The organism is Gluconobacter sp. (assembly GCF_047722525.1).
Lineage (GTDB): Bacteria > Pseudomonadota > Alphaproteobacteria > Acetobacterales > Acetobacteraceae > Gluconobacter.
Genome location: NZ_JBDNYY010000040.1, coordinates 1 through 12149, shown reverse-complemented (window position 1 = coordinate 12149; position 12149 = coordinate 1). Strand labels below are relative to the sequence as shown.

Genomic DNA, 12149 nt, shown 5'->3' with positions numbered 1-12149 from the left:
CCATAAAAAACCGGAACTCTCCTTTTGAGTGGATACAAAAAAGGGGGCACGTCAATCCAAGGGGGGCAAATTCAAAACCGTGGCTTGACCGATAGTGATATGGGTCTCCTGATTGACGGCGCACCTGCTCAGAATGCTACATATTTGACCGAAGATATTGATTCCGAAAACCTCGATAGCGTTAGTATTCTGCCTGGATCCACTCCCGTTGACGTGCCGGCGACTGCAGCAGCCGGAGGCGTGATGAACGAGGTAACACATGACCCGTCGCACAAATTTGGCGGCATGACTGATTTCTCCTACGGAACTAACAACTTGTCGCGCGAGTTCCTGCGTCTTGAGAGCGGAGATATCGGTAATACCGGTGTACGTAGCTTTCTTTCTTTTTCTAATACTCATGCCCGGACTTGGGTAGGGGCGGGCATCAACAACCGTCGTCACCTTGATTTCGGAATGCGTAAAGATTGGCAAAATGGATCTTTTGCTCGCTTCTTCCTAAGCTGGAACAATGAAGATTCCGTTGTTAATAACTACCCCACATCTTCACAGTTTTATACCTTTAAGCATACCGGTCAAAGTTATGGTCATACTGCAGGATACGATGCCAAGAACAATGACTACTGGAAGAACAACCTCGATATCTGGAACGAAATATTCCTCACTGCCCCGATACACGCTGTTATTAATGACAAGTTGAGCTTCGATCTCAAGCCTTATTATAACTGGGGACGTGGCTGGGATGGTGGCCCCAATGGCACAGCCAGCGCAGGGGAATATACTTATAGGGATGGTACGGCTATTGCAGCGGGAACCCCTCTGACCAGCTACTACAACCAGACTCTGTCGATGAATGTCGGCGTCACGGCACAGGGTAACTATGATATCGACCGCCATAACCACTTAACGTTCGGCTACTGGTATCAGAATTCTAACTCTATTGCTTATTTCCCAGTCAGTGTGACCAAGGCCAATGGCGTCAATCCGTATCCTGACAACTTAAATTATGCTGTGTATTCCGATGGTGTACGTAGCAACTATGGCAGTAATTCTGGATCAGAAACTCACGCTCTTTTTATTCAAAACACAGCAAAATACCTCAATGACAAGCTCCAGATTGATGCGGGCTTCAAATTTGTGATGTCGAATATCTGGACAATGTCCGCTGCTACTCATAGCAACGCCCATGGAGAGAACATCACAGCCCCCCTGCCACATTTTTCGATTAGCTATCATTTCAATAGTCATCACCAGATCTATATTAATGCCGAAGGGGACTTCCGTCAGCCTAGCGCATCTGCTCTTTCTGTTGGTGCTTCGTCTGGAACGATGCCCAAAAACCAGTATTCCATCAAAGAAGAACTGGGATATCGCTACAACGATAAGTACATCAATCTTGACCTGGATCTGTTCAATTACAACATCACCAATCGCCTGCTCTCTACCTATCTCGGTAACGGCGAAAGCGGCGTCGTCAATGCAGGCAATCAGACCATCCGTGGTTTTGATATCATGCTGGCTGCTCAGCCCTATCATGGCATCAGCCCTTATGTTTCCTTTGAGTACCTCAATGCTCGCATGGACACGAACATCGCGGCATCTGACGTTTACGGCAACCTTACCGCCTTCCGCACTAAAGGACGCCAGGCCCCCATGGCACCGCACGTCATGGCAAACCTCGGTGTGACCTATACCTACAAAGGCTTTTTCTCCAATGCCACGCTTCATTATACAGGCCCGCAGTCTGTGACATTGGCGGGTGACCAGAGAATTCCAGGTTACATCACTAATTCTCTGACGTTAGGGTATCACTTCAAACCTATGGGTTTTGCTAAAACGCCCACAATTCGACTGAATTTTACGAACCTCACAGGCTCTATTGTCCGCAGTGGTGCTGAAGGCGTAGGCACCAATATAAACGCAGTGCGACTTATGAATGGCAACCTCTCTGCTACAGGAACTGGCGCTCAGTTCTACCTCGTTCCACGGTTTAGTATGACCGGAACCATTTCTACTTCTTTCTGATTTGTGCAGCGGATGCCTGTCATGTCGTCAATTGCTTCTGGCATGACAGGATCGAGAGAGAAAGAGAGCGCCAAAAGCCGGAAATCAGGCGGATGGTATCAAACAATAGTTCTTCAAAGCCTTGGTTCTAAACTGCTGGCTGTATCTACCTGTGGGCGATGGTATCACTCTAATTACCCTTGGACAGGATTAATCCCTACGACGCAAAGTTTGGGTACAGATCTCAAGCAGCGTAATTCAAATCGTGATCAAACGAAAAACATATAAGTTGGCATAAGAAATATTATACGACATAGTTTTTACTACTCGAAAGACAAAATTTAAGGTCCCCCGTTCGCTCGCCGACCACAATCAGAGACAGGGCATTAAACTTGGGTACCTGAGCCTGGAATTATAGGATCTTCCGCAAAGGGTCGGTTCAGGATGCCAAGCACTTCGTCTGCAACGTAAATCCGATTGCGGGCATAGCCAGTTCGTTCTCTCAGGATCCCAGCCTGACAAAGCTGGCTAATCGCCGTGTGAGCAGCGGGTGGCGTAATCGACAGCAGAGTTCCCAGCCGTGGAGCCGTCAGAACCGGATAATCCCTAAGGATATCAAGCGCTCGTAGCGCTGCTGATCCCTTTCGGAACGAACGACGGATCAACCATGCAGCGTTCAGGGTTCTGAGAGCTTCACGGGTGATGCGTAACTCCTGAACCGTTTGAACAATGGCATTCGATACAAAGCCGATCAGAGGAAGCCAGTTTAGTTTCTGCTGTGCTTGTTTGAGAGCTGCATAATAAGCCTGTTTGTGTAGCTCTATATACGGTGAGAGATAGAGCGGAACGTGTCCCTCAGCTGCCATCATCAAAGGCAGCAGGAGCCGACCCACGCGACCATTCCCGTCTCGGAACGGATGAACAGCCTCGAAATGAGCGTGGGCTAACGCCATTCGGGTAATCAAGGACTGGGTCATCATCTGCATCCCGTCTTCCCGCATGTAATCCAGGGTCTCTTCCAGAAAATGAGGGACTTCAGCCGGTGGTGGAGGATTATAGACGGAATAGGCAATGTGCCCATTACCGCCGATCCATACGACCTCCAGCCGGAAGTCTCCCGGAGTATCTCGGTAGGACGCATCATGGCCGAGTACACTACGATGCAGGTTCTGGATCAGATCGACCTGAAAAATTTGACGGCCCTTAATGAGAGCCGATGGCACGAACCGCTCCAGAGCCAGCGCGTAATCCCGAACCTGTCGAACCGCCTGCCCTGCCTGATCGTCATCTTCGTCAGCGATAAGAAGTTCATCCAGGGTGCTATGGGTTCCTTCCATCGCCGAACTGCTGACGGCTTCACGGCGGCTGAGAATACGACTGATCTGATAAGGATCTGGAAGAGAGCGCGCAATCTCACCAGCCTGTCCCAATGCCAGCTGGGCTTGGGAATGCAGCGCTGTGATTTCTTCAAGAGGAATTCCTTCCTCCGGAAGAGGGAGAGGAAGAACACCATAGTGATGCTCATAAGGGACTGGAAGACGGACCAGACGCTCACGGACACCACCGGATAATTCCGTTCGCTTCATGCCCAGAAACCTTTATCAAAGAACTTGAAAAGATAATCTTATTAAAGGTTATAACAGAAAACTTTCAATAATTTTCTCTCTTCGGGCCTGTGTGAAAGGTTCGCGGATATGGATGCGATCAACATTTTGTCCTGACGATGGACAGACGACTTGCTACGAAGCTAAGTCGTCATGACTCTGACTGCCTCAGAGAGCTAGTCCCCCTTGTTCGGACTCCGATTGAACCCAAATGTCGTAGCGCGTAAGAGTTTAGAAGACAGATTATTCTGGGATAATAATGTTAATAAAAATTGATTTTGTCTCTCCAGACAGGACTGTCGGCTGCGAAAAAGTGTTCATTTTCAATGAAGAAAAACCAGCCACGATGAGCATAGAAGAGGCTTTGAAGCTTTGTAAGGATAACCTGTCTGTCAAAAGGAAATCTTTGTTTTTTGATAAAGCGCTCGAGACAATCTCGTATCGAGATTTGAAATTGGTCTGGTCAATAGCAGCTGAGATATATGCGAGACAAACTGTGTTCAGTGGATCATTTCGTACCGAGTGGACTACTCGCTCTCATCTTATCCGAGACGCTTTCGATGATGATAACGGTCTCACTGCCGTCTTGTGGCAGGTATTGCCGCCCTATCGGGGGCAAGATCTGATTATATGGCGAGGTGAGCAGGCAAGACGATTTGAGGATGGTCGCATTGGTCTTAACTGGTCTACCGATCGCGATCAGGCAGAAATTTTCGCCCGCGGACTATGCACCAGTTATCCGGGCGGCGGAACGCTGTTGAAAGCAGAGATCTGTGCGGAGGATATCATATCAGGCTTCGGTACCCACGCTATGGATAGGCGTGAAAAAGGGATTGTTGTTGATCCAACCCGTGTCCGTAAAATTGAATCCGTCTCATATTACCCATAAGAAATAGCTACACAGTTTCGATGCTCAATCGCAACATAAAAAAGGTGTAGGTTGTTACGCATAATCACAAATACACGCTTCGCCCGTCCAATTAACGGTCGGACCGACCGACTGTAATCCTGTTCAGTCTAGATGAAAGATGCTAATTATCTTTCCAAAGGCGAGAGACATGGCGCGCCTTCCGGCCTGTGAAACAACGGAAAAGTCTCTCAACCACACTGTCATAATCTCCCGTTCGGAATGTGACGCAAATCAGGCCCTGTGACTCAGTCTTCCGGTCGAGGATTTCAGATGACGATTTCTCTTGAAGCGCTCAAAAAGCAGGCCCGACAGGAAAGTCGGTCTGGCGCATTGTCTTACACGCAGGCTCTCGAACAACTCTCCAAACGGCACGGGTTCCGGACGTTTGCGGCTTTGAAGGCCAGTCTCTCCAGGTCAGTGCCCGTGGATCTTCTTCAGCACTCAGACACTAAGAAAACACTTACTTCTCCTTGCGGGCTGAAGTGGACGCTGGTCGAGCCGGTTTTCGTCGGAGACTTAGAGGATGCTCCTCCATTTTCCATGGATCAGATTGAGGCTATGGGCGACCGGATGATTAAGACCACTCATTCCATTCCTCTGCCCAAAGAGCTTGTCGAGTATCTGGAGCCCTTATGGAACGCCCATGTCTCGGACGTTTCTAAGAACGACGCCTCGTAGAGTACGTGCCTGCTCCCCCGTTCGCCGAAAGACTGACCCAGTTCAGTCTTGAGCTGGGGCGTCTGGATCAGGCGCTAAGAGGGGCATCAGTGGCGCCCGCTGTTATCTTTAGACAACGCTTGGCCGCCATCCGGCGCCACGGCGCTGTCGATGGCTGGGTAATTGATCCCTGGTATCTCGTCGCTGAACTCCACGGTCTCGTTCCGAGAGTAATCGGGCAGGACAGCTTTGAGCGCGGCACGACCGTGGATGCTGCCTCTCATGCCTTTACGATCTGGCGTTGGTATGCTCGCCCGGATGAGATGCAGGCGAGCGCCATTGCCGAAGCGGAAGCGTTTCTGAGCGAGCAGTCGTCAGGTTGGGGACCTCTCCTCGATGCAGGGATCGCTTTTCATCGCTGGCTGGAGTCCAGTCGTCCCCGTGCTCCCTTCTGTGCAGCGTTAGGCCGCTACTGGCACTCCCATGATATTCTCCGGACGCCTTTGATCCTGACCGGCATTGAGTCACTCACGCCAGGAACCCCTTGGGAGATCGAGCCTTGGCTGTGCTGGTGGCTCGATGCTCTTCTGGCCGAAATCCGCGAGGCGTGCGACCTTCTGCGCCAGCTGGAGCGAGCCAGAAGGCAGGCGCTTGAAAGATGCGGCGCGCAACGTCGGCATTCGCGCGCACCCCAGGCGATCAATGTGCTGGCGATCCAGCCGCTCGTGTCCGCGTCCATGCTGGCGGATCGTCTCGGCATGTCGCTGAAAAGCGCGCTGCAGCTTCTCAGCGTGTTCCAGGACCGGGGCATTGTTGTGGAAGTTACGCACCGGGCGGCTCATCGCCTGTTCGGTCTTGCCGGACTGAACCCTCTCCGCGACGTTGTGACACCGCCCAAGCGACCCACTCCCGGCCGAAAGCGCGGGCGACCGCGCAAGAATGATCCGTTCACGGCGCACTCTGTCCTGGCGGACGAGATGGCGCAGCTCCCGCCGATAACCCGGCTGGATCCGGTTCAGTTCGATTATGAGGACCTGGCTGCAGCCATGGATCAGGCGAATGAAGCCATCATGCGAAGTTCCCTTCTAATCGCCCGCCTTAAGGGAAAGACGGCCAGTTAGACTTTTCATCTGTTCAGAGAACCTGAAGGGATGACTCTTTCAGCGGTCTCTGCAGTTTCAGGGCGTCCGGTATGGGGGCCGTCAGCCAGGTCTCGATCTCTTCCCGGTCTTCCAGAATGACGGGCATGGCTTTGGGATGGTAGGGCGCGACCACTGCATTTGCTTCCGTTGTCAGGAAGCCGAAAAGATCGGCCGTGACCTCGCCTTCCTTGAGTTTGCGCACCGAAGTCCAGGACGTCCAGATCCCGGCAAAAAAGCGGAGAGGCTTTGTCTCGTCGGCTGCGAACCATACCGGATGAAACGACCCGTCATCCTGGCGCGCCTGTTCCGAGAAAGCCGTAAATGGCACGACGCAGCGATGCGAAACGCCCAGCCAGCGTCGCCAGTGCGGAGACGCCGTATTGCGGATGTTAGTTACCCCCCGGTCGACCTTATGGCCTTTCAGGGCAAAGGCCGGCGACGGCATGCCCCATCGGGCCAGAACCAGCTCCCGACCGTTCTGCCCGTTGCGCACAATCGGCGCCGCGTAATCCGGATAGACATCCGGCATGAGGGGAAGATTGCCCGTATGGTCATTGAGAACCTCCGCAAGAGCGCGGATCTCATCCTGTGAGGACGTCTGGGCATAGAGGTTACACATGACAGCTCTTCTGTTCTGAAGCCGAATGTCCCATGCAGGACAGACTATCAAAGAAGAAACACCGATCGCTGTGCCTCTGTTTCCTTTTCAGAAGAAATAGAGAGTCTTTTGTTGTTGGTGCGGTGGACTTGTGGGCAGAGCCGCGCCCCTGGGTCAGCTCGCAAGAGCTGTCCCGGGGGCGTGAGTGACCGCCTGCAGGCGGCTGTCCACAAATCCACGGCCAGGAACAGCCTGTCTGGCTAATTATTCCTATGCCCTGTCGCTGAACGAAGGCTGTTACTTCGAGTTGGTCTTTTGCACTCGGCAGCCTTCACCCGACGGAAAGGGCTTAAGAGCAATCTCGAAGCCGAGAGCCTGTACGGCGGGCGCCAGACGCATCTGATAGCCTTCACCAGCAAGTTGCAGCGCTGTGCTTCCAAACGCCTTTTCAAAGGCTCCAGGCGGATATCTTGCTTCTCCGGCCTTCACGATTTTCTTGGCGATCTCGTTTACTTCATTGTCAGAAATATGGCTCATTGACGACATCTGCGTCTCCTCTGATACAGTATGAGCGGTTTGCTCGCTTTTCATCGGACCTACCGCTCGTCGGTGAGTCCGCGGCGGCACACGTGCTGTCGAACATGTTGGAGACCCCTCCTACGGATGTTGCGAACAGTCCTTGTGGCTGCCTCCAATGAGGATATCTGCGTCCAATGTGAGTGCGACCCGAACCCACTCTTAGGGGGCGAAAAGCCAGTTTCGTCATGCCATGGTGCGACCGCAATCCAGTTCTTGTGATGATGCGATAGCCTCATGCCACACGCACACAGGTCATCGGTACAGTCTGTCTGTAGCAGCTCAGCGACTGAGATGCCCTAACGGAGATGACCATGACCACACCGACAAACACCGCACGTTCCGAAGCCTCTCACCTTCTGTCCCGCGCTCTTCTGAACATCCGTGCCAAAGCTCAGAGCGTGCTCGGATCCAGCGAAGCGCTTTCCCCTGATCATCGTCATGTGCTCTCGGCCATTGAGGCTGCTGCCGACGCTGTGCACAATCTTCCGCACCTGCTGACGGAGCAGACAGAATCAAACGAGGTCGCCCTTATCAGCGAAGTGACGACCGCAAAGGAATCTCTGACGACGCTCAAAATGGGCTGATAAGCGGCCCTTTTGAACCTATTGGGCGGAGAGATGACGCTGTCTTACCTAGCGATCCCTCTTAAAAATTAACTTGCGTCCCGCGTTCGTTTGTTCTCTTTCTGTTCTCGTTAAGGAGAACAGTCATGACTTTGAACGCGCTGGCGCGTCTGCGCGAGCAGGTCCGATGCCTGGAGCGTCGGAGCCTGTCTCACTCTATACTCCGGGCGCTGCCAACAGGCTTGCTACCGGTCGATGACCATCTGGGCGGCGGCCTCAAAACCGCCAGTCTGCATGACATCCTGGTGCCCGATCCGCTCGAGATCGGGGCCAGCCTCGCCCTGCTTCTGCCTCTGCTCGCGCGCAGTGGCCAGCCTGTTTTCTGGCAGGCAAAAGCCATCAAGCCAGTCTCGGGACACATCTATTCCAATGACGGTTTCCGAAGACATATCACTCTCTCTTTCTTATGTTCGTGGTCCCGAAAGCGGGCCGCCGTCAACTGTTCGAGACGGTGAAGAGAGGCGAGATCAGCCTGCTAGAAAACGTGGTCAGGCTACCAGGTGTTAAGCGCTGTATCTCACCTCATGAACGCCCCTGGCCAGGGGCGTTCATGAGGTCATCATAACAGGCTAGCAACACATAAGGGTGTTTGGGCAGATGCGCCGTGCTGCCCTGTGGTCAATCAAAGGGTTGGCGGATACCGCCCTGCCGTTGTTTGAGGCAGCAGATCGGGGTCGGAACTTTCCGCTGCCGGAAGTGATCGAGCCGGAGATTACCTTGCCGCAAATGTCAGAGCGAGCCGGGATGCATGAGGATTACCGGGCTACTGGTCTCAGTCTGAACGGGCATCCGGTCGCGTTTCTACGGGAGGGCCTGCGAAAAGAAGGGATCGTTCGTTGCGGGGATCTTCCGCACCTACGAGATGGGCGCCGGATCCAGCTCACCGGATTGGTGCTGATGCGGCAGAGGCCAGGGACGGCGAACGGCACCATGTTCGTCACGATCGAGGACGAGACCGGAACGGCCAATCTGATTGTCTGGAAAGATGTGCAGGAGAAATACCGCCGCCCTCTTCTCGCGTCTCCTCTTATGGACTGTAAGGGCAGGCTTCAGAAGGAAGGCGATGTGATCCATGTCGTTGTGCTCAGTCTGGAAGACAGGGCACCGTTGCTTCAGGGATCGGAGCTGCTCAAAGCACGGGACTTTCGGTAGAGAAGAGCGCCGTCTCGGCTGATCCAAATCTCGGTGTCGGCTAAACCTTTTCCGGAAGGCATGGGAGAATATCTTTGTTCTCTGCAAACTATAAGATGTTTGTCATACAGCCATTTTCATGCTGGAATAAGCGCGTGACGTTTTTGCGCAAATAATTATTCTCAGCCAGAAAGAATATATATGTGGAACAAAGTAAGAATTATATTCAATTGTTATAAGGAGGCATTAAATTTTGATCGATCAATCTTAGAAAAATTCTTTGGTTTTTTTATTTTTATAATAAGAAAATTCCATAAGGAACATACAAAATTATTTTACGCGATACTTCTTATTTGTGTCGTCTCATTAATACTTAAAAGTTATTTAATTAACATATTCGTATTATTATTAGGTCCTGATATGAAACCAGACGCAAAGCGCGGTCTTATTGAGGTATTTTATCGTTCAAGAAGAGAGATCGTAAGTATACTAACTACATTTTTTGTTTTGACATGGTCTCTTGCCTTATCTTCTAATAATTCCATTATTGAGTTTGGTAAAAATAACGTTCCAAGGCGTGAACAAGTCCGAAAAATTTACGATAGAAATGCTCTACTTATTATAACTATTATTATGTCTTTTGATGTTTACTTTGTATTAAGGCAACATTATCATAATAATCTTCTTATTTCTGCATATGTGATTTTATTCTTTATAATTTCATTTAGTTTTTCGGCATTAATATTCTATGGGTCAAGTTCTAAAAAAGTAACTATTGGTTTTGGGAAGAATTCTTTTATTGAATATTGCGACTTAAAAAGAATAAATTCAACTCAAAGCGAAGATATGAGAGTGTTCTATCGCTCTTGCGTGTCAACTGTAGCTAAGTTTACTACCCTACTTGTCGTAGTTAGACTATTTTATAAGATATCGATAAATAATTAACTAAATATAGTACACAAACTTATTGGAAGGAGATAATTGTTGCATTGATCCCGGAAAAATCACGATAGCGCAAGTCGGCGTAAGGATGTCCGAGATGAAATGGACTTACGACTCTTCGCTATCCCACAGCTAGAATACTGCATATATGTCGGGAAACCTTTGCTTTCCGACAGGGGGCCTGTCACTCTAAGACACCAGCGTGTTTCCCAAACCAACTTTACACTAACGCTAGCGACAAACCCTTACAGTTTGGTAGATGCGGCAGAATTACTAGTTTCCCGACATCTTCATCAGCGATTTGGCTCAGCATGGCGATGCCCAGATTTACAAACGCCCTATGACACATCCTTGAAAGAAAGGAACGTAGATCACGAAGAGGCGGCCCACTAATGTGTCTTGGATATCCCCGAACTCATGGGTCGTGCAGCTCCGCCACCTTCCCAGACACCTATTACCTAAAAAGGGGCCGTAGGCCAGACCACAATCGTCACATAGTGCTGGCAGATGGGGACGTTCACTTCCCCTTGCCAGACAATACCGCCTGATTGGCGGCCACAGCCTTTTGCGAGCTGATTGAATTCAGATCATCTGCAGTTGCATCCGCCTGAACTTTGGCGTTGCCTGTTTGAACCTGCTGCAGCCCGGTCGTTGCCTCTTGGGCCATGTTATCCAGGCTGATCGCACCGGCTGCTTCCGCCGCCTTCGGCGCAACGGCCTTTTCATAGATGATTGGTGCACCATCGGCCGTTGTGGTCGGTGCACCCGGAGCGGGCGCCGTGGCTTCAACAGGCGCAGGCGCAACAGCAACCGGTGTGACGCTCACAGGCTGACCAGGCTGCGCTGTCACCTCCGCCTGAAGAGACGGTGCAGCCGGTGCCGCGACAACAGGCGTGCTGTAAGCTGTGCGGTTAATGATCAGATGATCGGGGCCGGTGGAATCCGTCGGATCCTTGTCATAGATGTCGACAAGTTTGTCGTTACTGCCAAAGCAGAACAGAACCGTGTGCAACTGCGGACGGGTTCCAGCCTTCACTGGCGCCCAGATAACCTGCGCCAACCCCAGGGTGGCAACACTGGTGACAACTTCACCCGCCTTCATGGCCGCACGGCCCCCAGCCGTCAGGCCGGTCGTGTAAATCTTTTAGATATCGCAGGACCGACCGTTCTTCTGGATCGTGCCCTCAGCCTTACCGACCGTGCTGACAACGCCAAAACGGTCCGTATTCTGGTTGAACTGACTGAGCAGCACGGGCTCAGGCGCGGGCATCCCGCTGCTGCAGGCCGCCAGAAGCAGAAGGGCAGAGCTGGAGAAAAGTGTTTTTGAAATGGCTTTCAGTGTCATGACGGACCTGTCGATCACGGTCCCCGCCTGACAAACGGGGACACAGTATGTTGCGTTAGGAAAAGTAATAACCGATTGCTCTTATTCGTCAATAAGCGATTTCGGTTATTATCAAATTGACACTGTGCCCCCCTGCCGTGTAGCGAGAGTTCATGGGAAGACCACCACTCGATATCAAACTCACATCCGTGCGCCTGAATTCCTCCGCGCGAGAGCGGATCGTCCGTCTTGTCGGACAGGGGGGCATGGCGGAGTTTATTCGCGAGGCCGTTGAGAAAGAGTTAAAGCGCCGCGAGCAGTCTCTTCGACGTCAGGGCGATCCGCCTTCAGATCTCTGACGGCTTCTGCCAGCCCTGCCCCCAGAAGCAGAAAGGCAATCCCGCCAAGCGGCATGTTCAGGAAAGCGCTTTGCGACGACAGAGGCCACTCATGCAGGACAGCAGCCCCGAAGAGACCGACACGCCAGGCAATCTCCGGTGCGGAAAGACCGACCTGCCGTCTGGCGGTTCGTCCCAGAACACGCCACCAGCTTCCGATCATTGCGATGAACAGAACGGCTCCTGGAAATCCACTGTTGGTGGCGGCTTCGAGCACATGATTATGGGTGTGCTGAACAC

Annotated in this window: 12 protein-coding genes and 1 pseudogene; 7 read left to right on the top strand and 6 right to left on the bottom strand. The window is 51.8% G+C overall.

From position 1 onward, the window contains the following. Window positions 1-24 precede the first annotated feature (24 nt). Window positions 25-2022, top strand: coding sequence for a TonB-dependent receptor (locus ABF859_RS14815; protein ID WP_415528414.1), 1998 nt, complete (start codon window positions 25-27; stop codon window positions 2020-2022). A 365-nt stretch (window positions 2023-2387) separates the two neighbouring features. On the opposite strand, the gene ABF859_RS14810 is transcribed toward ABF859_RS14815, so the two are convergent. Beyond that, on the bottom strand, window positions 2388-3587 hold the full coding sequence (locus tag ABF859_RS14810; RefSeq protein WP_415528413.1) for a Fic family protein: 1200 nt from the start codon (window positions 3585-3587) through the stop codon (window positions 2388-2390). 277 nt (window positions 3588-3864) lie between these two features. Between ABF859_RS14810 and ABF859_RS14805 the strand changes: the two genes are divergently transcribed. From ABF859_RS14805 to ABF859_RS14795, 3 genes are all read left to right on the top strand, one after another. Next, complete coding sequence (locus ABF859_RS14805; protein WP_415528412.1) at window positions 3865-4494, top strand: hypothetical protein; 630 nt, start codon at window positions 3865-3867, stop codon at window positions 4492-4494. 291 nt (window positions 4495-4785) lie between these two features. After that, a complete protein-coding gene (locus tag ABF859_RS14800) occupies window positions 4786-5193 on the top strand; it encodes a hypothetical protein (RefSeq protein ID WP_415528411.1) in 408 nt (135 codons plus the stop codon). A gap of 5 nt (window positions 5194-5198) precedes the next feature. Then, the gene (locus ABF859_RS14795) at window positions 5199-6293 is read left to right on the top strand and encodes a hypothetical protein (protein WP_415528410.1); all 1095 of its coding nucleotides are present in this window, start codon (window positions 5199-5201) and stop codon (window positions 6291-6293) included. 13 nt (window positions 6294-6306) lie between these two features. On the opposite strand, the gene ABF859_RS14790 is transcribed toward ABF859_RS14795, so the two are convergent. Together ABF859_RS14790 and ABF859_RS14785 are read right to left on the bottom strand one after the other, a co-directional pair. Then, window positions 6307-6933, bottom strand: a complete 627-nt coding sequence (locus ABF859_RS14790) for an SOS response-associated peptidase (RefSeq protein WP_415528409.1) — start codon at window positions 6931-6933, stop codon at window positions 6307-6309. 276 nt (window positions 6934-7209) lie between these two features. Then, on the bottom strand, window positions 7210-7449 hold the full coding sequence (locus tag ABF859_RS14785) for a hypothetical protein (RefSeq protein WP_415528408.1): 240 nt from the start codon (window positions 7447-7449) through the stop codon (window positions 7210-7212). Window positions 7450-7802: 353 nt separating this feature from the next. Here ABF859_RS14785 and ABF859_RS14780 point away from each other — a divergent pair, with 353 nt between their 5' ends. The 3 genes from ABF859_RS14780 (at window position 7803) to ABF859_RS14770 (ending at window position 9266) form a co-directional block, all read left to right on the top strand. Next, window positions 7803-8075: a hypothetical protein gene (locus ABF859_RS14780; RefSeq protein ID WP_415528407.1), complete on the top strand. Its 273-nt coding sequence runs from the start codon at window positions 7803-7805 to the stop codon at window positions 8073-8075. 125 nt (window positions 8076-8200) lie between these two features. Continuing rightward, complete coding sequence (locus tag ABF859_RS14775; protein WP_415528406.1) at window positions 8201-8569, top strand: hypothetical protein; 369 nt, start codon at window positions 8201-8203, stop codon at window positions 8567-8569. 271 nt (window positions 8570-8840) lie between these two features. Beyond that, window positions 8841-9266 carry an OB-fold nucleic acid binding domain-containing protein gene (locus tag ABF859_RS14770; protein WP_415528405.1) on the top strand — a complete coding sequence of 142 codons (426 nt, stop codon included), beginning with the start codon at window positions 8841-8843 and terminating at the stop codon, window positions 9264-9266. A 1438-nt stretch (window positions 9267-10704) separates the two neighbouring features. Here the strand turns inward: ABF859_RS14770 and ABF859_RS14765 are convergent. The 3 genes and pseudogenes from ABF859_RS14765 to ABF859_RS14755 form a co-directional block, all read right to left on the bottom strand. Then, complete coding sequence (locus ABF859_RS14765) at window positions 10705-11289, bottom strand: hypothetical protein (RefSeq protein ID WP_415528404.1); 585 nt, start codon at window positions 11287-11289, stop codon at window positions 10705-10707. A gap of 42 nt (window positions 11290-11331) precedes the next feature. Then, window positions 11332-11550, bottom strand: a complete 219-nt coding sequence (locus ABF859_RS14760; protein WP_415528403.1) for a hypothetical protein — start codon at window positions 11548-11550, stop codon at window positions 11332-11334. A gap of 237 nt (window positions 11551-11787) precedes the next feature. Continuing rightward, window positions 11788-12149 (bottom strand): annotated as a pseudogene (locus ABF859_RS14755) (O-antigen ligase domain-containing protein); the annotation flags it as partial.

What these genes read in the sequence shown, in the direction of transcription:
- ABF859_RS14810 (WP_415528413.1), bottom strand. Translation starts at nt 3,587, where the DNA reads ATGAAGCGAACGGAATTATCCGGTGGTGTCCGTGAGCGTCTGGTCCGT.
- ABF859_RS14805 (WP_415528412.1), top strand. Translation starts at nt 3,865, where the DNA reads ATGTTAATAAAAATTGATTTTGTCTCTCCAGACAGGACTGTCGGCTGC.
- ABF859_RS14800 (WP_415528411.1), top strand. Translation starts at nt 4,786, where the DNA reads ATGACGATTTCTCTTGAAGCGCTCAAAAAGCAGGCCCGACAGGAAAGT.
- ABF859_RS14790 (WP_415528409.1), bottom strand. Translation starts at nt 6,933, where the DNA reads ATGTGTAACCTCTATGCCCAGACGTCCTCACAGGATGAGATCCGCGCT.
- ABF859_RS14785 (WP_415528408.1), bottom strand. Translation starts at nt 7,449, where the DNA reads ATGAGCCATATTTCTGACAATGAAGTAAACGAGATCGCCAAGAAAATC.
- ABF859_RS14780 (WP_415528407.1), top strand. Translation starts at nt 7,803, where the DNA reads ATGACCACACCGACAAACACCGCACGTTCCGAAGCCTCTCACCTTCTG.
- ABF859_RS14775 (WP_415528406.1), top strand. Translation starts at nt 8,201, where the DNA reads ATGACTTTGAACGCGCTGGCGCGTCTGCGCGAGCAGGTCCGATGCCTG.
- ABF859_RS14770 (WP_415528405.1), top strand. Translation starts at nt 8,841, where the DNA reads ATGTCAGAGCGAGCCGGGATGCATGAGGATTACCGGGCTACTGGTCTC.
- ABF859_RS14765 (WP_415528404.1), bottom strand. Translation starts at nt 11,289, where the DNA reads ATGAAGGCGGGTGAAGTTGTCACCAGTGTTGCCACCCTGGGGTTGGCG.